Here is a 20,995-nt window from a genome sequence, read left to right as displayed (position 1 = left end):
GAACTCTCGATAGATCCATTACGAAGCAAATGATAAGGCCACTGACCGAAGGCTACACGGGGTGTCCCATGGCTTTGAGCGCCTGAACCAGCGCCTCGGCCTTGGCCTCGGCCAGCTCTTGTGCAGTGCCGGCAAAGCCGATCAGCAGGGCAGGGGGCAAATAGCGCTTCAGGCAATAGTCACTCAAGGCGTAGGTATGCACACCGTGCAGGGCCAGCTGGCGGGCGATTTCCTGGTCGTCCAGGTGTGGCGGCAGCCAGGCGATCAGGTGCATGCCGGCTTCAACCGGCGCGATTCTGAAGAAGTGCCCGAGCCTGCGCTCAAGTACCTCCAGCAGACATAGCTGGCGGGCCTGGTAGAGCGCACGCATGCGGCGGATATGACCGATGAAGTGACCTTCGCCCATGAAGTCAGCGGTCACCGCCTGCAACAGGGTGGGGGGGCTACGGTCCATCACCGCGCGGATGGTGCAGAAAGGTTCGACCAAGGCTTGCGGCAGAATCACATAGCCCAGGCGCAGCGACGGGAACAGCACCTTGCTGAAGGTACCGACGTAGATCACCCGATCGCTCTGATCCATGGCGTACAGCGCCGGCAATTGCCGACCGCTGTAGCGCAGTTCACTGTCGCAATCGTCTTCAATGACCCAGCGTTGGTTGGCCGCTGCCCACTCGATCAACTGCAGACGTCGGCTGTGACTGAGGGTGACGCCCAAAGGGTGCTGACGTGAAGGGGTGGTGAACACCAGGCGAGCATCGGGGCTGTCGGCGATGCCTTGCTGCACATCGATGCCCTGGTCGTCGATACGTACCGGCACCACTCGGCAGCCGTGGGCCTGGAAGGCGATTCGTGCGGCGATATGGCCGGGATCCTCCATCCACACCGGGTCGTCCGGGTTGAGCAGTAGCATCGCCAGCAGATTGAAGGCTTGTTGGGCTCCGGAGACGATCACCACTTGCTGGGCACTGCAGTCGATGCCGCGGGCATCGAACACGTACTCGGCAATGGCCTGACGCAGATCCTCCAGCCCCTGCAACTCGCCATAGCCGAGCAGGGCCTTGCTCGGCTTTTGCACGTGGCGGATGATCAGACGCTTCCAGATATGCAGGGGAAAGGCCTCGAACGCACCGTGGCTGGGAAGGAAAGAGGTTGGCGTGTCCGGGCTGTAGTGCGAGTAGGACACACCGCGAAAATGATGACTGCGCAGCGACAACATCGATTGGCTGAGATCGGACAATCGAGGTGGTGCGGGCGGTTGCGCTTTGTCCCCCTGGCCCGAGCGTTCCCACTCATCCCCCACGTAGGTCCCGGCGCCGGTGCGCGACACCAGAAAGCCTTCGGCAATCAACTGATCGAAGGCATTGAGCAGGGTAATGCGCGACAGGTTCAGCTCCTGACTCAAGGTGCGCGTCGACGGCAGGCGTATGCCCCCTTGCAGGCGCCCGGTCAGGATCTGTTTGCGTATCTGCAGGTAGAGCTGGCGATAAAGTGGGGTGGCACTGTCGCGATCCAGCTCAATACCTGATAGCAGCAAACCGGCTGGGGACTTCATTTGAGGCTCGTTGGCAAGGTGAAGAAGGCTTGGCCATCGTACGAGAAACCCCTGCGGGCGGCCAGTACCGCAGGGTTTGTCATGAAATGAAAACGCCTTGTCGCCGGATGAGAAGCACCCCGTAGGCGTTGCGCATAGAGTCCAATCAACCAGAACTGACGCCGTGCGTCCAGATCGATGATTGGAGTGACAAGAATGTCCAAAGTCGTACGTTTCTATGAAACCGGTGGTCCCGAGGTATTGCGCTATGAGGACGCCGAGGTCGGCGAGCCTGGCCCGGGCCAGGTCCGGCTGCGCCAGGTCGCGGTTGGCCTGAACTACGCCGACACCTATTTCCGTAATGGCACCTACCCGATCCCGATGCCCAACGGCATGGGCGTAGAAGCCGCCGGGGTGGTGCAGGCAGTAGGCGAGGGCGTGACCCACGTGGCGGTCGGTGACCGTGTGACCTATACCGGTTTTCTCAACACCCTGGGCGCCTATTGCACCGAACGCCTGATCGGCGCCGCAGCATTGATCAAGCTGCCGGAAACCATCGCCTTTGAAACCGCAGCGGCGATGACCATGCGCGGTCTTACCTCGGCGTACCTGATGCGCCGTCTGTACGACTTCAAGCCCGCTGACACGATCTTGCTGCACGCCGCCGCCGGTGGTGTTGGCCTGATCGTTTCGCAGTGGGCGCGGTTGCTCGGCGTGAACGTGATCGGCACTGTGTCTACCGAGGCCAAGGCCGAAGTAGCCTTGGCCCATGGCTGCACTCACACCATCAACTACAGCCATGAAGACGTGGCCAAGCGCGTGCGCGAGCTGACCGATGGCGTGGGCGTCAATGTGGTGTTCGACAGCGTCGGCAAAAGCACCTTCATGGCCTCGCTCGACTCGCTCAAGCGCCGTGGCCTGATGGTCTGTGTAGGCACTGCCTCCGGCACCATCCCGCCGTTCGATCCACAGATCCTGGCGATGAAAGGTTCGCTGCACCTGACCCGACCGGCGCTGGCCGACTATATCGCCGACCCGGCGGAGAAGGCTGATCTTGCCGGTGAGCTCTTCGATCATGTCAGCAGCGGCCGCATCAAGATCGAGATCAACCAGCACTACGCCTTGCAGGATGCCGTGCAGGCGCACCGTGACCTGGAAGCGCGCAAGACCACCGGTTCGTCAATCTTCGTCATCTGAAGAGGGCTGCAGCATGCACATCGAACAACTGACCTGCGCTATCGGTGCTGAGGTGTCCGGGGTCAACCTGGCGGATGCGGTGCACGATGACGGTCTGTTCGACCAGCTCCGTGCGCAATTGCTCAAGCACCGGGTGCTGTTCTTGCGTAACCAGGACATCAGCCGTGCCGAGCATGTCGCCTTCGCCCGGCGCTTCGGCGAACTGGAAGACCACCCTGTAGCCGGCAGCGACCCGCAGCATCCGGGCCTGGTGCAGATCTACAAGCGTCCGGACCAGCCCGCCGACCGCTACGAGAACGCCTGGCACACCGATGCCACCTGGCGCGATGCACCGCCTATGGGCTGTGTGCTGCGCTGCGTGGAGTGCCCACCGGTAGGTGGCGACACCCTGTGGGCGAACATGGTTCTGGCGTACCAGAACCTGCCCGATGAGGTGAAGCAGAAGATCGAAGGCCTGCGCGCCCGCCACAGCATCGAGGCCAGCTTCGGCGCGGCGATGCCGATGGAAAAGCGCCTGGCGCTCAAAGCCCAGTTTCCGGACGCCGAGCACCCGGTGGTGCGTACCCACCCGGAAACCGCGGAGCAGGTGCTGTTCGTCAACGCCTTTACCACCCATTTCAGCAACTACCACACCCCGCAGCGGGTGCGCTTCGGCCAGGACGCCAATCCCGGTGCCGCCGATCTGTTGCGCTACCTGATCAGTCAGGCGTACCTGCCCGAATACCAGGTGCGCTGGCGTTGGAAGCCCAACAGCATCGCCATCTGGGATAACCGCAGCACCCAGCACTACGCAGTCATGGACTACCCGCCATGCCACCGCAAGATGGAGCGCGCCGGGATCAAGGGCGAGCGTACCTACTAAGCAATACCCATCCGCCGCACAGCGGGCACAAGACAATAACAAGACCGAGGACCACAGCATGCAATTCTTCGACGATTCGTTGCACCCGGAAAACATGGAAAAGGTGGTAATCACCGTCGCCCCTTATGGCCCCGAATGGATGCCAGAGGACTTTCCCGAAGACATTCCGCTGACCATGGACGAGCAGGTGCAGAAGGCCGTTGACTGCTATGAGGCTGGCGCCACTGTGCTCCATCTGCATGTGCGCGAACTGGATGGCAAGGGCTCCAAGCGCCTGTCCAAGTTCAATGAACTGATTGCCGGCGTGCGCGAAGCCGTGCCGGAAATGATTATCCAGGTAGGCGGTTCGATTTCCTTCGCCCCGGAGAGCGACGGCGAAGCAGCCAAGTGGCTGTCTGACGACACCCGGCACATGCTCGCCGAGCTGACGCCCAAGCCTGACCAGGTCACCGTGGCGATCAACACCACCCAGATGAACATCATGGAGCTACTGTATCCGCAGTACCTGGAAGGTACCTCCCTGGCCAACCCTGCGATTCAGGCCGCCTATAGCGAGATGACCGTACCGGCTGGCCCTGCCTGGGTTCGCGAACACTTGCGCCGCCTGCAGGCGAGCAATATTCAGCCGCACTTCCAGCTCACCGGCATGCATGCCCTGGAAACCCTTGAGCGTATCGTGCGCCGGGGCGATTACATGGGCCCGCTGAACCTGACCTGGATCGGCATTGGTGGCGGCTTCGACGGCCCCAATCCGTTCAACTTCTTCAACTTTATTCACCGCGCCCCGGATGGTTGCACGGTAACTGCCGAATCGCTGCTCAAGAACGTGCTGCCGTTCAACACCATGGCCCTGGCCATGGGCCTGCACCCGCGTTGCGGCAACGAAGACACCATCATCGATCACCACGGCAAGCGCCTCACCTCGGTGCAGCAGATCCAGCAGACCGTGCGTGTTGCCCATGAACTGGGACGTGAAATCGCCAACGGCAAAGAAGCCCGTGCCATTTACCGCATCGGCCAGCAGTACAGCAGCATCGAGCAAACACTCAAGGCCAACGGCATGGCGCCTAACCGCCTGCCGGGTCACAAGGGTGTGCCACAGCGCGGCTGACCGGCCTGGGCCGGCCCGCCGCAGTCGACAGCGCTGTCAGTCAGGCTTCCGATAACAACAAGACTTACGCCAGACAACCGAGGAGGCAGCATGGCCGCCTATATCGCCAGCGCCACAAATGATGGTGCCGACACTTCACGTGGCATTCCACGGCGCTATGCCTGGATTGTCTTCGCCTTGACCTTTGGCTTGCTGATTTCCGACTACATGTCGCGCCAGGTGCTCAATGCGGTATTCCCCCTGCTCAAGGGCGAATGGGCGCTGACCGACAGTCAGCTCGGCCTGCTCAGCGGCATCGTCGCGCTGATGGTCGGGCTGTTGACCTTTCCGCTGTCGTTGCTGGCCGACCGCTTTGGCCGGGTCAAAAGCCTGGTGCTGATGGCCGTGCTCTGGAGCCTGGCGACCCTGGGCTGCGCCCTGGCGCAGAACTACCAGCAGATGTTTGTCGCCCGCTTTCTGGTGGGTGTCGGCGAAGCCGCTTATGGCAGCGTCGGTATCGCCATAGTCGTTGCGGTATTTCCACGCGACATGCGCGCCACCTTGGCCGGCGCCTTCATGGCCGGCGGCATGTTCGGCTCGGTGCTGGGCATGGCCCTGGGCGGGGTGATGGCCCAGCATTTCGGCTGGCGCTGGGCATTTGCCGGCATGGCCCTGTTCGGCCTGATACTGGCGTTGGTCTATCCATTGCTGATCAAAGAGGCAAAAATTTCGCCGAAACGGACGGATGTACCCTGCAAGGCAGCCCGTCCGTTGCGCACCTTGTACAGCAGCCGTTCGGTCATCGCCGCCTATGTCGCCAGCGGCCTGCAGTTGTTCGTGGGTGGCACGGTGATCGTGTGGATGCCCAGCTACCTGAACCGCTACTACGCCATGGGCACCGACCAGGCGGGGGTTGTCGCGGCCATTATCGTACTGTGCGCCGGTATTGGCACGATTCTCTGCGCCATGCTCTGTGACCGCTTGGGCCGCCAGCGCCCGGACCGCAAAATCAGCCTGGCCATTGGCTATTGCCTGGGCAGCTGCCTATTGCTGTCGCTGGCCTTTGCCTTGCCCTCGGGCAACGCGCAACTGGTGCTCATCTGCCTGGGAATGATGATCGCGGCAGGCACCAACGGGCCGTCCAGCGCCATGGTCGCCAACCTGACCCACTATTCGGTGCACGGCACTGCTTTTGCCACCCTGACGCTGGCCAACAACCTATTGGGCCTGGCGACGGGGCCGCTGATTACCGGCCGCGTCTCCGACGTTATCGGTCTACACGCCGCTTTCCAGCTGGTACCTCTGATCAGCATTGGCGCAGCCGCCGTGTTCTTTTTTGCCAAACGCCACTATCACCGCGACATGGCCCGCCTGGAGGGCCAAGTGCAATTAGCGCCTGGCGCAGTGCAGGTTCAAGAGGTAAAACCGTGAAGCAAACGTTATCCATTGAAGTGTTTTTCGACTTTATCTGCCCCTGGTGCCTGATTGGCCAACGTCATCTGCAACGTGCGCTTGAACAGCTGCGTCTTGAGCAGCCGCAGGTAGAAGTCAACCTGCTTTGGCGGGGCGTGCAACTGCTGCCTGACATGGCCAGAACCGGCCAGCCGTTCGAGGCGTTCTACCGCAAACGCCTGGGCAGTGAAGAAGCTGTACATCAGCGTCAGGCTCAGGTGCGGGCGGCAGCTGATGCCGCGGGCGTCAGCATCGATTTTTCCCGTATCAGTCGTATGCCCAATACCGCCGACGCTCATAGGCTGCTGCAGCGCGCCACGGCCCTGGGCGAACCGCAGCGGGCCGAGGCGTTGCTGGCACAGCTGTTCGCTGCCTACTTCCAACAGGGCAAGGACCTGGGCGATCCCGTCACCTTGCTGCATATCGCCCAGGCCTGTGGCTTGAGTCCCGCGCAGGTCGCCGATTGCCTGCGCGGTGACGCCAGCCCATTCATCGGCGCCAATGATTACGTAGGTGACGGTGTGCCGTGCTTTCGCTTCAACCAGCAGCAGGTGGTGAGTGGTGCTCAACCTGCCGATGTGCTGCTTTATGCAATGCGTGAGGCGCTGGAACAGGCGGCTCTGGCATGAGTTATCGCTACCCGGTGCCGACGGCCAAGGTGCCAGCGCGCGACAGCCGCGCGCTGCTGACGTTTGCAGACAAGAGCCTGGCACTGTTCAACGTCGCCGACCAGTTCTACGCCATCGATGACAGCTGCCCGCACCAGGGCGCGTCGTTGTGTGGTGGGCGCCTGGATGGGCGCGTGATCCAGTGTTGCGCCCATGGCCTGCGCTTCGATCTGGCCAGCGGTTATCTGCTTAATTCCACCCAGCTCAAGGTTGCCAGTTACCCGGTCGAGCGCCAGGGCGAGCAGTTGTTCATCGTTATCGATTCCGAGGAGTCCGGCCAATGAGCGCTATCGCCATCGCCGCCGTCAACCACCGAGTGCGAGCACTTGCGCCAGGTTTTGTGGTCAGCCTGATCGCTGCTGGCGCGGCCAGTTTTCTCAGCGAACATTACGATGCGCCGGTGATGCTGTTTGCCCTGTTGCTGGGTATGGCCTTGAATTTTCTTTCCGCTGACGGCAGCTGCAAGGCCGGTATTGAATTCACCGCGCGCACCGTGCTGCGCGTGGGGGTGGCGCTGCTGGGCATGCGCATTACCCTGGAGCAGATTGCTAGCCTGGGTTGGAAGCCGGTGGCCCTGGTGATCATTATTGTGGTTGTGACCATTGGCGTGTCGATGGTGGTTGCCAAGGCGATGGGCTTCAATCGACTGTTCGGCATGCTCACCGGCGGCGCGACGGCAATCTGTGGTGCCTCGGCTGCATTGGCGCTGGCCGCGGCGTTGCCTCAGCACCGGCAGAAGGAGCATGCGACGTTGTTCACGGTGATCGGGGTGTCGGCGCTGTCGACCTTGGCGATGATCCTCTATCCGATGATTGCTGATTGGTTGCAGCTTTCACCGCCGCAGGCCGGGGTGTTCCTCGGCGCCACTATTCATGATGTGGCGCAGGTAGTGGGGGCGGGGTACAGCATGTCTACCGAGACAGGGGACATTGCTACGGTGGTCAAGCTGATGCGGGTGGCGATGTTGCTGCCGGTGATTGTTTGTGCGGCGATGATTACCCGGCGGGCGGGGGACGATGCCTCGGGGCAGCGGCCGCCGCTGTTGCCCTGGTTTGCTGTGGGGTTTGTGCTGCTGGCTTGTCTCAACAGCACAGGTTGGGTGCCAACGGTGGTGCAGGGCGGGGTTAATGATCTGTCGCGTTGGTGTCTGGTGGTGGCGATCAGTGCGCTGGGGATGAAGACTCAGCTCAAGGAGCTGGCCAAGGTGGGGTTCAAGCCCATTGCATTGATGCTGGGGGAGACGGTGTTTCTGGTGCTGCTGGTGTTGGCGTTGATGCATTGGGGGTTGTAGCGGTGGGAGCGGGCTTGCCCCGCGATGAGGCCCTCGGATCTGGGGCATATCCATTTGCCAATGTGGCGGAAAGGTGACTCAGCGCCACCATCGCAAATGGATATGCTCACAAAATGCACCGCTGCCGAAGGCCTTATCGCGGGGCAAGCCCGCCCACCGCCCCCTCAGCGCTGCTGAACCCCATGCTGCACCCGCCACGTAACCGGCGGCATCCCAAACTGCGCAATAAACCAGCGAGTAAACGAACTCGGCATCGAATACCCCAGCATGTCCGCAATCCGTCCCAACGAATAACTGGGATTCTCCAGATAGCGAATTACCAGATCCCGCCGCACCCCGTTGATCAAATCACTGAACGTCACCCCACATTCCTCCAGCCGCCGCTGCAAGGTACGCACATTCATCCCCTGAGTCTGCGCCACTTGCTCGATCGTGGCCCGGCCCATGGGCAACAACAAATAAATGGTCTTGCGCATCTCCAGCTCCAGCGACAACTTGCCCCCGGCCTGCAACGTATCCAGATAGCGCTGGGCCAGACGCGCCATGGCCTCGTTGGCCAGGGGATTGGCCGCATCCAGATCGGCCGCCGGGCAGACGATGCCATTGAACTCACTGCCAAACACCAGTTTGCAACCGAAGATCCGCCGGTGAATGGCAAGGTCGGCGGGGGCGTTGTGGGTGAAGTTGGCACTGATCGGGTGCCAGTGGGCGCCCAGCAGGGCAGCGCACAGGCGGCGCATGACACCGATGGCAAGCTCCGTGGCCTGCCGGCTGCTATGCGGCAGGTCGCTGACCACTTCTTCGCGAATGATCACCGTTTTGCCAGCGTCTTCAATGTGAATCGCCAGAGCGTCGTTGAGCAGATGGCGGTACTGCACGATCACCTGCAAAGCATCACGCAGCGTGCGCTGGTGACTGAGCAACAGGCTGATCTCGCCAAAGTCCGACAACTGGCGTAATTCGGCCATGCGCAAGCCGAAGGTGTCACAGCCACTGACCCGTGCCGACTCCTCCAGCAGGGTGATCACGGTCGAGACTGCAATACGTTGGTTGGGATCATCCAGCAGCGCGGCACTCAGGCCAACCTGGGCCAGCAAGGCATGGGGGTTTAACCCCAGGTGGCGCGACACTTCGAGGTAATTGGTCAAGCTTGCAGCACGGACGAGGGCGGTCATTTTATTGTTTTCCACGCATTCTCATTAGGCGTCCCGCTTCTGCGGCGGGTCGCTTTTTATAGCCTGTGTGTCATCAAATGCAAAGCCGGTTGTTGCCCCCAGCCATCGGCAGATACCGCCTGCATAAGCACGGCGGGCGGCTGCGCGCACCCGTGTCATCAAATGTGAAGTCACTGACGCTCAATGTAAAGCACCCAGGGGGAGGGGTGATTACTGTGGTTCTCGAAGCGCTCGACCGCCATGGCGAGCAGACTGTCTTGAGCATAGGTGCTGACGTGGAAAGATTGCATACCGCCGCTACCGTCCTGATCGTCCCCGGCCTGCGCGAGCATGTCGCCGAGCATTGGCAGACCCTGCTGCTGGCGAAGCTGGCCAAGGTTCGCGCGGTACCGCCCTTGCAGGTCAACGGTCTCGACTGCAACGCCCGGGTTGAAGCGATCCAGCGCGAGCTCGAACAGATCGAAGGCGAGGTAGTGCTTGTAGCGCACAGCGCCGGGGTGTTGATGGTCGCCCATTGGGCGGCACGTTATGACCGCCCGATCAAAGGCGCGTTGCTGGCGGCACCACCGGATCTGCAAGCGCAGTGGCCTGCGGCTTACCCGAGCCCGGACAGCCTGCGCGCCAATGGCTGGGCACCGCTGCCGATCACGCCGCTGCCGTTTCCCAGCATTGTTGCCGCCAGCAGCAATGATCACCTGGCCAGCCTGGGCGCGGTGACGGCCATGGCCCATGGCTGGGGCAGCCAGCTGGTGGAGCTGGGCGCTGTCGGCCATCTCAACCCGGCAGCCGGATTCGGCCCCTGGCCTCAGGCCGAAGCCTTCATTCAGATCCTCGACTGTTAAAACCCTGCAGTAGTGCACGGACGCTTGACCAACGCCCGCACAAGTCGGGCGGCGATAACAACAATAACAATACGTGGAGTCGTCGTAATGCCAAAACACCGCCCTCATTGCGCTGTGCCTTCGCAGCGCCGTCTGCTGGTCTGCGCCATCAGTTTGCTCGCCTTGCCTGGCGCTCAGGCATTTGAAGTCGATACCGGTAACGAAGACTGGGCCGTGCGTCTGGACAACACCGTCAAGTACAACTACGGCGTACGCACTGAAAGTGCCGACAAACGCATGCTGGCAACGCCGAATAACAACGACGGCGATTACAACTTCCGCAAGGCCGGTACCAACATCACCAACCGGGTCGACCTGCTGACCGAACTGGATGTGATCTACCAGGGCAACATGGGTTTTCGTATCAGTGCTGCCAGCTGGTATGACAAGGCCTACGACAACACCGGTTCCAATTCCAACCCGTTCGTCAACGGCAATGCCGATAGCTCCGGCATCAACCCGAGCCTCAACGGTTTGCCCGGTACGGGTACCCCACTGGGCAGCCCGCACCTGAGCAATTATGCCCAGCGTTATTACAGTGGCCCGTCTGGCGAGGTGCTCGATGCGTTCGTCTTCATGCGCACTGAGGTCGGCGAAAGTTCAGAACTGAGTGGCAAACTGGGTCAGCACAACCTGTTCTGGGGCGAGACCCTGCTCAATCCGGTGCACTCGCTCAGCTATGGCCAGTCCGGCCTGGACCTGGCCAAGCTGGCGGCGTCGCCTGGCACTGAAGCCAAGGAGCTGTTCGTACCACGCAATCAGCTGTCCACGTCGTTTCTGGTGAACCCGGAACTGACCATCGGCGCGCAGTATTTCTTCGACTGGGATGCCGCCCGGTTGCCGGAAGCGGGCACCTATTATGGCGGCTCCGATGTGGTGGGTGAGGGCGCCCAGAGCTTGCTCCTTGGCCATACCGGCACGCCTGGGCTGATCCCGGTGCGCGGTGCGCTGACCAGCATCCGCCGCGGTGACGACCTGACCCCGGACAAGCGTGGCGACTGGGGTGTCATGGCCAAGTGGTCGCCCGAATGGCTGGGCGGAACCTTGGGTTTCTACTACCGCAAGACTTCGGAAATCCTCCCGCAAGCCTGGCTTGATACCCGCGGTCTGACGGTGTCGCGTGGCCCGTTCGGCAATCCGCCAGCCGCTCGCCAGGGAGCAGTCGGCAACCTCTACAACTCGCTGCAGAGCGCCACTTACCAGTTTGCCTACGCCGATAACATCGATGTCTATGGCCTGAGCCTGTCCAAAGACGTCGGTGGCATCAGTGTCGGTAGCGACCTGAACATCCGCCACAACATGCCGCTGGCGAGTATTCCGGCAATCGTCAGTGCTCCCGGGCAAGGCGGGCTGGGCGGTGGCTTCGGCTTGTTGCCGCCGCGCCTGCCCAGCAGTGGTGTGGTGTATGACGTGCCCAGTGATGGCGACGGTTTGAGTGCCACCGGCCAGACGCTGCACTGGACCCTCAACGGCCTGATGACCATCGCCGATACGCCGCTGTTCGATAGCGCGACCCTGTTGGGCGAGCTGTTCTACAGCAACCTGCTCAAGCTCGATGGCCACAACGAGGCCTTGTACAAGGGCAAGAGCAGCTACCGCGGCATCGACAAGCCGAGCCGTGACAACTGGGGCATCGCTGTCAACTTCACCCCGACCTGGTACCAGGTCATACCCGGTGTCGACCTGAGCATGCCGCTGTCGATCAACGTCGGTCTCGATGGCATCTCACCGGTGCAGGGTGGCGGCGCCGAGGACACCGGTAACTACGCGGTGGGCGTCAGCGCTGCGGTTTACAACCAGTATTTCGTCGACTTCAAGTATGTCGACAGCTTCGGCAAGTCGCAGTCGTGCAACAACGGCCAGACCGATGGCACGACCCCCAATGCCCTGGACAGCGAGCAGGATTACACCTGCTTCGGCGCAGGCTACGCCTCCTTCTCTGGCGGCGGTGCTACCACTGAGGACCGTGGTGCGCTGTACCTGACTGTTAAAAGCACTTTTTGAGTCACGTCTTCCTTCAGACATCACGCAGGAAAACAATAATCATGAACTACGTGCACACACTGTTGGCCACATGCCTGTCGCTGGCTGCTATCAATACTGCCCAGGCTGCTGTGTCCAGCGAGCAGGCAGCCCGCCTCGGCACCAGCCTGACCCGTATCGGTGCAGAAAGCGCCGCCAATGCCGACGGTTCCATTCCTGCCTACCAGGGCGGACTGGTTACACCACCGGCCAGTTTCAAGCGCGGCGACAGCATGCGTCCGGACCCGTTTGCCGGTGAAAAACCGCTGCTGGTCATCGATGGCAAGAACACCGATCAGTACAAAGGCCAGTTGACTGCTACCACCCAGGAGCTGCTCAAGCGCTTCCCGACTTTTTCTGTCGATGTCTATCCGACTCATCGCACCGTAGCGCTGCCCCAGCCAGTACTGGACAACACCGCGAAAAATGCCGTCGGCGCACACAGCCAGGAAGGCGGAACCGCCGTTGAAAACGTGCTGCCGGGGATTCCGTTCCCGATCCCGCAAACCGGCGCCGAGGCCATGTGGAACTTCCTCCTGCGCTACCAGGGCGTGAGCATGGCAGCCAAGTACGACTCCTGGAACGTCGATGCTGCGGGTGTGCCGACCCTGTCCACCACAGGCCAGGCCAACATCAGCTACCCGATCTACGAGGACATGGATAAAACCATCGGTCCCAAAGATACCTACTACCAGATGAAGCTGGTGTACACCGCGCCCGCCCGGCGTGCCGGTGAAGCGATGATGCTGCGCGATGCCGCCAACCCGCTGGTGCAGCCTCGCAGCGCCTGGCAGTACCTGCCGGGGCAACGGCGGGTGAAGCTCGCACCGAACCTGGCCTACGACACGCCCAATCCCGGCACCTCGGGTTCTGGCACTTATGATGACGTGTTCGTCTTCAACGGCGCCCTGGACCGCTACGACTGGACTCTGGTGGGCAAGCAGGAAATGTATGTGCCCTACAACACTTACAAGCTCACTTATCACACCGACATCAAGCAACTCATCACCCCCAACCATCTGGCGCCGCAGTACGTGCGCTGGGAAAAGCATCGCGTGTGGGTGGTCGAGGGCAAGCTCAAGGACGGTGCCCGCCACATCTACCACAAGCGCCGCTTCTACCTCGACGAGGACAGCTGGATCGCCCTGGCCTCCGACCAGTATGACGCGCGTGGCCAGCTGTACCGTGGCTCGTTCGCCTTCCTCAGCCAGAGCTACGACAAACAGACCCCGGACGCTACGCCTTTCATGATCTACGACCTGATCGGCGGCACCTACAACCTCAATGGCGTGGTCGGCGCTTACGGCGGCATTCGCTACATCGAGCCACTGTCCAAGACCCAGTGGTCGCCTGAGTCCCTGGCTGGCGCCGGCATTCGCTGAGCACGCCCGCAGCGTAAGTACGGTCCGGCATCGCATCCTCGATGCCGGGCTGTTTGTTGAGCAGCCTGCTGCGTGCAGCGGCGATCCGGAGGACCCGGTATGTACTTTCTCAAGCGCTGTACCGCGATGATGCTGATGTGGACCGTCCTTCAAGGCGCGGCACAGGCCGCGCCGTACATGGATGTGCTGGATCTGCCGGCCATGCCCAGCGCCCTGGCAACGGTCAGCCCGTTGCGTGATGTGACCAACGCTGGCGCGCGCCTGGTGGCTGTCGGCCCGCGCGGGCACATTCTGTATTCCGATGACAATGGCGGCCATTGGCAACAGGCCAGTGTGCCGGCCAGTGCTGACCTCAATGCCGTGAGTTTCCCCAGCGCCGATCAGGGCTGGGCGGTGGGCAATGACGGGGTGATTTTGCACAGCCGCGATGGCGGCGTCAGTTGGCAAAAGCAACTGGACGGGCGCGTGCTTGGCGAGCAGGTGCTGGCCTACTACCGCGCTCAAGCCCAGGCTGCACCCGAAGATCCACGCTGGTCAGCGCTGATCGCGGAAGGCGAACGGCTGGTGCAAGAGGGCGCCGACAAACCCTTGCTGGATGTCTGGTTCGCTGACGGACAGAACGGTTTTGCCGTCGGTGTCTTCAACCTGCTGCTGCACACCCGCGACGGCGGTCAGCACTGGACGCCGTGGCTGGAGCGCAGCGACAACCCGCAAGGCCTGCACCTGACCAGCCTGGCCAGCGTTGACGGCACACTGTACATCACCGGCGAGCAGGGCCTGCTGCTCAAACTCGACGCCGATGGCCAGCACTTCACCCGGCTGACCACGCCTTACAGCGGCACGTTCTTTGGTGCCGTCGGCAAGCCGGGGGTGCTCCTGGTCTATGGCTTGCGTGGCCATGTGCTGCGCAGCACCGATGGCGGCCAGCAATGGCAGCCGGTGAACACCGGCCTTGCCAACAGCATCACCGCAGCCAGCCTGGACAGCGCCGGACAGCTGTGGCTGTTGAGCCAGGCCGGGCATGTGCTGCTCAGCCGCGACGACGGCGCCAGTTTCGCCCAGGTCAGGCAAACGGCGCGCACACCGATAAGCGCGGCGGCATTCGATGCCGCGACCGAGCTGGTGCTGGTGGGTGAACGTGGCGTACGCACGCTCGTCGTCGAATAACTGCCGTCCCCATAACAAGAGAAAAACCTGATGGCCAACATCCAACAAGACAGCTTGCCGGTGATCCGCACCCTCGGCGAATTCGACACGCGCTCGGGCAACTGGCTGGAACGCCTGGTGTTCAATCATCGACTGCCATTCATGCTGATGCTGCTGCTGGCGACCCTGGTGCTGGGGTTCATGGCCGTGACTCGCCTGGAACTGCGGCCCAGTTTCGAGAAGATGATTCCGCAGAGTCACCCTTACATCCAGAACTACCTGGACAACCGCCAGTCGTTGCGCGGCCTGGGTAACTCATTGCGTGTGGTGGTGGAAAACACCCAGGGCGATATCTTCGACCCGGCCTATTTGCAGACCCTGCGGCACATCAACGATGAGTTGTTCCTCAGCCAGGGCGTCGACCGCGCCTGGATGAAGTCACTGTGGAGCCCGGCGGTACGCTGGACCGAAGTCACCGAAGAGGGCTTCCAGGGCGGAGCGGTGATGCCCGACAGCTACCAGGGCTCGGCGGCCGACATCGAACAACTGCGCCAGAACATCGAGCGCGCGAATATCGTCGGCAGCCTGGTCGCCCGCGACTTCAAGTCGAGCATGCTGATCGTGCCGCTGCTGGACCAGGATTCGGTCACCGGCCGCGGTATCGACTATTACGCGTTCTCGCAGAAGCTTGAGCAGCTGCGCGGCCAGTACGAAGCGCAGGGCACTTACAAGATTCATGTGATCGGTTTTGCCAAACTGATGGGCGAGCTGATCGACGGGCTGATGCAGGTCATGCTGTTCTTTGCCCTGGCAGTGCTGACCACCCTGGTGATCATCTACCTCTACACCCGCTGCGTGCGCAGCACCTTGCTGGTGGTGCTGTGTTCGTTGGCGGCGGTGGTCTGGCAGTTGGGCATTGTGGCCTGGCTGGGCTACGCCATTGACCCTTATTCGATCCTGGTGCCGTTCCTGATTTTCGCCATTGGCGTGTCTCACGCCGCGCAGAAAATGAACGGCATCATGCAGGACATTGGCCGCGGCACCCATCGCCAAGTGGCCGCACGCTATACCTTCCGCCGTTTGTTTGTGGCCGGTGTCACCGCGCTGCTCGCCGATGCGGTGGGCTTTGCCGTGCTGATGCTGATCGACATTCCGGTCATCCAGGACCTGGCAATCACCGCCAGTATTGGCGTGGCAGTGTTGATCTTCACCTCGTTGCTGCTGATGCCGGTGGCGCTGTCCTACGTCGGTGTCGGCCGCAAAGCCGCCGAGCGGGCCTTGCGCATTGACTCGCGGGCCGCCGAACACCGCGGCTTCGGCAAACTCTGGGATCTGCTCGATCGCTTTACCACGCGTAAATGGGCGACGGCGGCCTTGCTGATGGCCGCAATCCTGGGAGCAGGGGGCTTTGCCCTGAGCATGCAATTGAAAATTGGCGATCTCGATAGCGGTGCCCCGGAACTGCATGCCGATTCACGTTACAACCGCGACAATGCCTACATCACCGGCCATTACGCGCTGTCCAGCGACACGTTTGCGGTGATGATCAAGACCGCCCCCGAAGGTTGCCTGCGCTACCAGACCCTGGTACTCGCCGATCGCCTGGCCTGGGAGCTGCAACAGCACGCCGGAGTCCAGACCACGCTGTCGTTGACCAACGCGGTGCGCCAGATCACCGCCGGTACCTACGAAGGCAACCCCAAGCTCAACAGCATCCAGCGTAACCAGGATGTGCTCAATTACGCGGCGCAACAGGCCTCGGTCAACGCCCCGGAGCTGTTCAACAACGACTGTTCGCTGATGCCGGTGATCGCCTACCTCAAGGACCACAAGGCCGACACCCTGGACGAGGTAGTCGCGGTTGCCGAGCGTTTCGCCCAGGCCAACAGCAGTGACGATCGCCAATTCCTCCTGGCTGCGGGCAGTGCCGGTATCGAGGCCGCGACCAACATCGTCGTGCGTGATGCCAACCGTACCATGCTGTTGCTGGTTTACCTGGCAGTCACGGTGTTCTGCCTGATCACTTTCCGCAGTTGGCGCGCGACCCTGGTGGCGGTGTTGCCGCTGGTACTCACCTCGGTGTTGTGCGAGGCGCTGATGGTGATGATGGGCATCGGGGTGAAGGTCGCTACCTTGCCGGTGATTGCCTTGGGCGTGGGTATCGGCGTCGACTATGCGCTGTACCTGCTCAGCGTGCAGCTGCACTACCAGCGTAAAGGAATGCCGCTGTCCGAAGCTTATGAAAATGCCGTGGCCTTCACTGGCCGGGTCGTTGGCCTGGTGGCCATCACGCTGGCTGCAGGCGTGGTGGGCTGGGCCTGGTCGCCGATCAAGTTCCAGGCCGACATGGGCATCCTGCTGACCTTCATGTTCCTCTGGAACATGCTCGGCGCGCTGATCCTGATTCCGGCGCTGTCGTACTTCCTCCTGCCTGGCACCAAGGCCCAGACCCCAGCACCCAGCACCGTCGTTGCCGATGGGCTGCAACACACAACCAAACAAGTCGAGTGTTCGCACCATGCCTGATTACCTTCCCCCTTTGCGCGACATGGATTTTCTGATCAACGAGGTCTTCGACATCCCGGCCATCTGGTCACGGATTCCGGCGTTGACCGAGCATGTCGATGCCGACACGGCCAAGGCTATTCTCGAACAGGCCGGCAAGGTTATCGCCCAGATGGTGGCACCGCTCAATCGCAGCGGCGACGAACAGGGCTGCCGCTGGGAAGCCGGTCGGGTAACCACGCCGGATGGCTTCGCCCAGGCTTACCGCAGCTATGCCGAGGATGGCTGGGTGGGCGTGGCGGGCTCGGTGCAATACGGTGGCATGGGCATGCCCAAGGTGATTGGCGCCCAGGTCGAGGAAATGCTTAACGCCGCCAACCTGTCCTTTGGCCTGTATCCGATGCTGACCGCCGGGGCTTGCCTGTCGCTGCTCAATCACGCCAGTGAAGCGCTCAAGGCCCAGTACCTGCCGGCCATGTACGAAGGGCGCTGGAGCGGCTCGATGTGCCTGACCGAACCCCATGCCGGCACCGATCTTGGCTTGATTCGCACCCGCGCCGAGCCTCAGGCCGATGGCAGCTACCGAATCAGCGGCACCAAGATATTCATCACCGGTGGTGAGCAGGACCTGACTGAAAATATCATTCACCTGGTGCTGGCCAAGCTGCCTGATGCGCCGCAGGGGGCCAAGGGGATCTCGCTGTTCCTGGTGCCCAAGGTACTGGTCGAGGCGGACGGCTCGTTGGGCGAGGCCAATGCCCTTGGTTGTGGTTCCATCGAGCACAAGATGGGTATCAAGGCCTCGGCCACCTGCATGATGAACTTCGATGGCGCCACCGGCTATCTGGTCGGTGAACTGAACAAGGGCTTGAACGCCATGTTCACCATGATGAACTACGAACGCCTGGGCGTCGGCATCCAGGGCCTGGCCCTGGGCGAGCGCTCTTATCAGAACGCTATCGCCTATGCCCGCGATCGTCTGCAAAGTCGGGCACCGACTGGCCCGGTGGCTAGCGAACAGGTTGCCGACCCAATCATCGTGCACCCGGATGTGCGGCGCATGCTGCTGACCATGAAAGCCTTGAACGAAGGCGGGCGGGCGTTTTCCACCTATGTCGCGCTGCAACTGGATCTGGCCAAGTACAGCGAAGATGCGCTCGAGCGTAGCAACGCCGAGGCACAGGTGGCGCTATTAACGCCTGTGGCCAAGGCCTTTCTCACCGACACGGGCCTGGAAACCACCGTACATGGCCAGCAGGTGTTCGGTGGCCACGGTTACATCCGCGAATGGGGTCAGGAGCAGTTGATTCGCGATTGCCGCATCACCCAGATCTACGAAGGCACCAATGGCATTCAGGCGATGGACCTGGTGGGCCGCAAACTGGTCGCTGACGGTGGCCGGGCTTACGCCGTGCTGTCCGCGCAGATCAAGGCATTCGCCCAATCACTCGAGCCGTCACGTGCCGAGTTCAGCGCGCCGCTCCTGGCCGCCGTCACAAATCTGGACGAACTGACCGCCTGGGTGCTGGATCGTGCACTAGGTAACGCGGAGGAAATTGGCGCGGCGGCGGTGGAGTATCTGCATGTGTTCGGCTACACGCTGTACGCCTATATGTGGGCGCAGATGGCCGATGCCGCCCTGGGGCAAGACGAACAGACAGGGTTCTATGCCAGCAAGCTGGGTACCGCGCGGTTCTATTTCGCCCGGCTGCTGCCGCGCATCCAGTCGCTGACTGTCACCGCCAAGGCCGGCAGCGCCAGCCTGTACCTGCTCGACGCCGAGCAACTGTGAAGGCCCCAGAGATGATCAACACTCGCGTCATTGCCCCGGCACCCGGGGCCTACAGCTATCCGCTGCTGATCAAGCGCCTGCTGCTGTCGGGCGTGCGCTATCAGCCCGGCGAGGAAATCGTTTACGCCGACAAGCTGCGCTACACCTACCTGACCTTGCTTGAGCGCATCCAGCGCCTGGCCAATGTGCTGGTCCATTCCGGGGTCAAACCCGGCGATACCGTGGCCTTGCTCGACTGGGACAGTCACCGCGCGCTGGAGTGCTTTTTTGCCGTGCCGATGCTTGGCGCGGTACTGCACACGGTCAATGTGCGCCTGTGCGCCGAACAGATCCGCTACACCATGAACCATGCCGAGGACCGGCTGGTGTTGGTGCATGACGACTTCCTGCCGTTGATGGAACAGCTGCAAGGTGAACTGCAGACGGTCGAGGGCTATATCCGCTTCACCGACGCAGAACCCTGTGCCACCGCGCTGCCTGTGCTGGGTGAGTACGAGGCACTTCTGGCAGCAGCGGACAATCAATTCGAGTTCCCCGATTTCGACGAAAACTCACTGGCGACGTTGTTCTACACCACCGGCACCACCGGTAATCCCAAGGGCGTTTATTTCACTCATCGCCAGCTGGTGCTGCATACGCTCAATGAACTTGGCACCTTCGCCGCTTGTGGAGGCGAGCCCTTGCTGCGCTCGGGCGATGTGTACATGCCGATCACACCGATGTTCCATGTGCATGCCTGGGGCGTGCCTTATGTCGCCACCGCGCTTGGGATCAAGCAGGTCTATCCCGGGCGCTACGAACCCAACCAGCTGGTGCGTTTGTTCCGTGAGGAGCAGGTGAGCTTCTCCCACTGCGTACCGACCCTGCTGCAGATGATGCTCGACTGCGATGAAGGCCGGCAGACTGACCTTGGCGGCTGGAAAATGCTCCTCGGCGGCAGCGCTTTGACCCAAGGCCTGGCCGCCCGGGCAAGTGCCCGGGGCATACGGGTGTACTGCGGGTATGGGATGTCCGAGAGCTGTCCGTTGCTGAGCCTGACATGCCTGAGCGCCGAGGACCTGGAACTACCCATGGAGCAGCAGGTGCCGTTACGGATAAACGCCGGCGTACCGATACCGCTGGTGGACTTGCGTATCGTTGATGGTCAGGGCAATGAGGTGGTCCATGACGGTGAAAGCCTGGGAGAAATCGTGGTTCGCGCGCCCTGGCTGACTCAGGGTTACCTCAAGGAGCCCGAGCAAGGCGCTGCGCTGTGGGCTGGCGGCTGGATGCACACTGGAGACATGGCCTGTATCAACGATCGCGGGATGGTGCAGATTCGCGATCGGATCAAGGACGTGATCAAGACCGGTGGTGAGTGGGTCAGTTCGGTGGCGCTGGAAAGCCTGATCAGCCAGCACCCGGCGGTCGACTCGGTGGCGGTGGTGGGTATCGCCGATGCGCAATGGGGAGAGCAGCCGTTGGCCCTGGTGGTCACCGTCGCCGGTGCGCAACTGGACCAGCCATCCCTCGCGCAGCACCTGCAACAGTTTGTCGACAGCGGTTGCCTGAACAAATGGGCGGTGCCACGGCACGTGCGGTTTGTCGACGAGATACCGAAAACCAGTGTCGGCAAGATCAACAAGAAGCTGATTCGTGAGATGCACGCCCGGTAGTGCAGCGAGAAACCGGGGTGCCCCTGCACATAACCCTGTGCAGGAGCGACCCTGGTCGCGGTGGACTGCGAATCAGACCTCTGTCAAATCCGAGGTTGGCGGTTGTTTTGCTGCATTAACACTGTCCAACTGCTGATACGCCGGTTTTTTAGCTGCACGTTTAGCGGTAGGCCAGCGGGCGTTGACTCGGTTTAAGAGGCAGTCTCGATTACTTCAGCTTTAGGGATTCTCCGATCAAGTCAGCACAGGCCGGTCTGACCTGTGCTGAAATAGCCCTCCGTTCAGCCACCCCAACAAGCCTTGCCCATGAGTCAGATGAGTTTTTCCGATTTCGAGTACGCCGGTA

16 protein-coding genes are annotated in these 20,995 nt (G+C 61.7%); 14 read left to right on the top strand and 2 right to left on the bottom strand.

Annotated elements, in window-relative coordinates:
* Positions 1 to 52 precede the first annotated feature (52 nt).
* The gene (locus ACRESH_RS07895) at positions 53 to 1,552 is read right to left on the bottom strand and encodes a PLP-dependent aminotransferase family protein (RefSeq protein ID WP_431741456.1); all 1,500 of its coding nucleotides are present in this window, start codon (positions 1,550 to 1,552) and stop codon (positions 53 to 55) included.
* Between the two features lie 195 nt (positions 1,553 to 1,747).
* Between ACRESH_RS07895 and ACRESH_RS07890 the strand changes: the two genes are divergently transcribed.
* The 7 genes from ACRESH_RS07890 to ACRESH_RS07860 all read left to right on the top strand — a co-directional run bounded on the left by ACRESH_RS07890 (position 1,748) and on the right by ACRESH_RS07860 (position 8,091).
* Positions 1,748 to 2,728: a quinone oxidoreductase family protein gene (locus tag ACRESH_RS07890; RefSeq protein WP_431741455.1), complete on the top strand. Its 981-nt coding sequence runs from the start codon at positions 1,748 to 1,750 to the stop codon at positions 2,726 to 2,728.
* Positions 2,729 to 2,741: 13 nt separating this feature from the next.
* Positions 2,742 to 3,590: a TauD/TfdA dioxygenase family protein gene (locus tag ACRESH_RS07885; RefSeq protein WP_431741454.1), complete on the top strand. Its 849-nt coding sequence runs from the start codon at positions 2,742 to 2,744 to the stop codon at positions 3,588 to 3,590.
* 58 nt (positions 3,591 to 3,648) lie between these two features.
* Positions 3,649 to 4,701 (top strand): 3-keto-5-aminohexanoate cleavage protein, encoded by a 1,053-nt coding sequence (locus ACRESH_RS07880; protein WP_431741453.1) that lies wholly within the window; start codon positions 3,649 to 3,651, stop codon positions 4,699 to 4,701.
* Between the two features lie 90 nt (positions 4,702 to 4,791).
* Complete coding sequence (locus tag ACRESH_RS07875; protein ID WP_431741452.1) at positions 4,792 to 6,111, top strand: MFS transporter; 1,320 nt, start codon at positions 4,792 to 4,794, stop codon at positions 6,109 to 6,111.
* Positions 6,108 to 6,761, top strand: a complete 654-nt coding sequence (locus tag ACRESH_RS07870; protein ID WP_431741451.1) for a DsbA family oxidoreductase — start codon at positions 6,108 to 6,110, stop codon at positions 6,759 to 6,761. Before ACRESH_RS07875 ends, ACRESH_RS07870 begins: the two co-directional genes overlap by 4 nt.
* Complete coding sequence (locus ACRESH_RS07865) at positions 6,758 to 7,084, top strand: Rieske (2Fe-2S) protein (protein WP_431741450.1); 327 nt, start codon at positions 6,758 to 6,760, stop codon at positions 7,082 to 7,084. The genes ACRESH_RS07870 and ACRESH_RS07865 overlap by 4 nt, the downstream gene beginning before the upstream one ends.
* Positions 7,081 to 8,091 (top strand): YeiH family protein, encoded by a 1,011-nt coding sequence (locus tag ACRESH_RS07860; protein WP_431741449.1) that lies wholly within the window; start codon positions 7,081 to 7,083, stop codon positions 8,089 to 8,091. Before ACRESH_RS07865 ends, ACRESH_RS07860 begins: the two co-directional genes overlap by 4 nt.
* 164 nt (positions 8,092 to 8,255) lie before the next feature.
* Here ACRESH_RS07860 and ACRESH_RS07855 read toward each other — a convergent pair whose 3' ends face one another.
* Positions 8,256 to 9,266, bottom strand: a complete 1,011-nt coding sequence (locus tag ACRESH_RS07855; RefSeq protein ID WP_431741448.1) for an AraC family transcriptional regulator — start codon at positions 9,264 to 9,266, stop codon at positions 8,256 to 8,258.
* Positions 9,267 to 9,541: 275 nt separating this feature from the next.
* Here ACRESH_RS07855 and ACRESH_RS07850 point away from each other — a divergent pair, with 275 nt between their 5' ends.
* The 7 genes from ACRESH_RS07850 (at position 9,542) to ACRESH_RS07820 (ending at position 20,649) form a co-directional block, all read left to right on the top strand.
* Complete coding sequence (locus tag ACRESH_RS07850) at positions 9,542 to 10,108, top strand: RBBP9/YdeN family alpha/beta hydrolase (RefSeq protein ID WP_431741531.1); 567 nt, start codon at positions 9,542 to 9,544, stop codon at positions 10,106 to 10,108.
* Positions 10,109 to 10,195: 87 nt separating this feature from the next.
* Complete coding sequence (locus ACRESH_RS07845) at positions 10,196 to 12,151, top strand: DUF1302 domain-containing protein (RefSeq protein WP_431741447.1); 1,956 nt, start codon at positions 10,196 to 10,198, stop codon at positions 12,149 to 12,151.
* Positions 12,152 to 12,192: 41 nt separating this feature from the next.
* Entirely contained in the window at positions 12,193 to 13,551 is a 1,359-nt protein-coding gene (locus ACRESH_RS07840) for a DUF1329 domain-containing protein (RefSeq protein ID WP_431741446.1), read from the top strand.
* A gap of 99 nt (positions 13,552 to 13,650) precedes the next feature.
* Positions 13,651 to 14,718, top strand: coding sequence for a WD40/YVTN/BNR-like repeat-containing protein (locus ACRESH_RS07835; protein WP_431741445.1), 1,068 nt, complete (start codon positions 13,651 to 13,653; stop codon positions 14,716 to 14,718).
* A gap of 30 nt (positions 14,719 to 14,748) precedes the next feature.
* Complete coding sequence (locus tag ACRESH_RS07830) at positions 14,749 to 17,223, top strand: efflux RND transporter permease subunit (RefSeq protein WP_431741444.1); 2,475 nt, start codon at positions 14,749 to 14,751, stop codon at positions 17,221 to 17,223.
* The gene (locus ACRESH_RS07825) at positions 17,216 to 18,994 is read left to right on the top strand and encodes an acyl-CoA dehydrogenase C-terminal domain-containing protein (protein WP_431741443.1); all 1,779 of its coding nucleotides are present in this window, start codon (positions 17,216 to 17,218) and stop codon (positions 18,992 to 18,994) included. Before ACRESH_RS07830 ends, ACRESH_RS07825 begins: the two co-directional genes overlap by 8 nt.
* An 11-nt stretch (positions 18,995 to 19,005) precedes the next feature.
* The gene (locus tag ACRESH_RS07820) at positions 19,006 to 20,649 is read left to right on the top strand and encodes a fatty acid--CoA ligase (RefSeq protein WP_431741442.1); all 1,644 of its coding nucleotides are present in this window, start codon (positions 19,006 to 19,008) and stop codon (positions 20,647 to 20,649) included.
* The last annotated feature ends 346 nt before the right edge of the window (positions 20,650 to 20,995 follow it).

The sequence above is a fragment of the Pseudomonas sp. genome, from assembly GCF_050739775.1.
Taxonomy (GTDB): Bacteria; Pseudomonadota; Gammaproteobacteria; order Pseudomonadales; family Pseudomonadaceae; genus Aquipseudomonas.
Note: the sequence above shows the minus strand (reverse complement) of the source record. Positions and strands in the feature narration are given on the sequence as shown.

Excerpts from the sequence above, each read along its gene's own strand:
- ACRESH_RS07895 (WP_431741456.1), bottom strand. The coding sequence starts at position 1,552 with ATGAAGTCCCCAGCCGGTTTGCTGCTATCAGGTATTGAGCTGGATCGC.
- ACRESH_RS07890 (WP_431741455.1), top strand. The coding sequence starts at position 1,748 with ATGTCCAAAGTCGTACGTTTCTATGAAACCGGTGGTCCCGAGGTATTG.
- ACRESH_RS07885 (WP_431741454.1), top strand. The coding sequence starts at position 2,742 with ATGCACATCGAACAACTGACCTGCGCTATCGGTGCTGAGGTGTCCGGG.
- ACRESH_RS07880 (WP_431741453.1), top strand. The coding sequence starts at position 3,649 with ATGCAATTCTTCGACGATTCGTTGCACCCGGAAAACATGGAAAAGGTG.
- ACRESH_RS07875 (WP_431741452.1), top strand. The coding sequence starts at position 4,792 with ATGGCCGCCTATATCGCCAGCGCCACAAATGATGGTGCCGACACTTCA.
- ACRESH_RS07865 (WP_431741450.1), top strand. The coding sequence starts at position 6,758 with ATGAGTTATCGCTACCCGGTGCCGACGGCCAAGGTGCCAGCGCGCGAC.
- ACRESH_RS07860 (WP_431741449.1), top strand. The coding sequence starts at position 7,081 with ATGAGCGCTATCGCCATCGCCGCCGTCAACCACCGAGTGCGAGCACTT.
- ACRESH_RS07855 (WP_431741448.1), bottom strand. The coding sequence starts at position 9,266 with ATGACCGCCCTCGTCCGTGCTGCAAGCTTGACCAATTACCTCGAAGTG.
- ACRESH_RS07845 (WP_431741447.1), top strand. The coding sequence starts at position 10,196 with ATGCCAAAACACCGCCCTCATTGCGCTGTGCCTTCGCAGCGCCGTCTG.
- ACRESH_RS07840 (WP_431741446.1), top strand. The coding sequence starts at position 12,193 with ATGAACTACGTGCACACACTGTTGGCCACATGCCTGTCGCTGGCTGCT.
- ACRESH_RS07835 (WP_431741445.1), top strand. The coding sequence starts at position 13,651 with ATGTACTTTCTCAAGCGCTGTACCGCGATGATGCTGATGTGGACCGTC.
- ACRESH_RS07830 (WP_431741444.1), top strand. The coding sequence starts at position 14,749 with ATGGCCAACATCCAACAAGACAGCTTGCCGGTGATCCGCACCCTCGGC.
- ACRESH_RS07825 (WP_431741443.1), top strand. The coding sequence starts at position 17,216 with ATGCCTGATTACCTTCCCCCTTTGCGCGACATGGATTTTCTGATCAAC.
- ACRESH_RS07820 (WP_431741442.1), top strand. The coding sequence starts at position 19,006 with ATGATCAACACTCGCGTCATTGCCCCGGCACCCGGGGCCTACAGCTAT.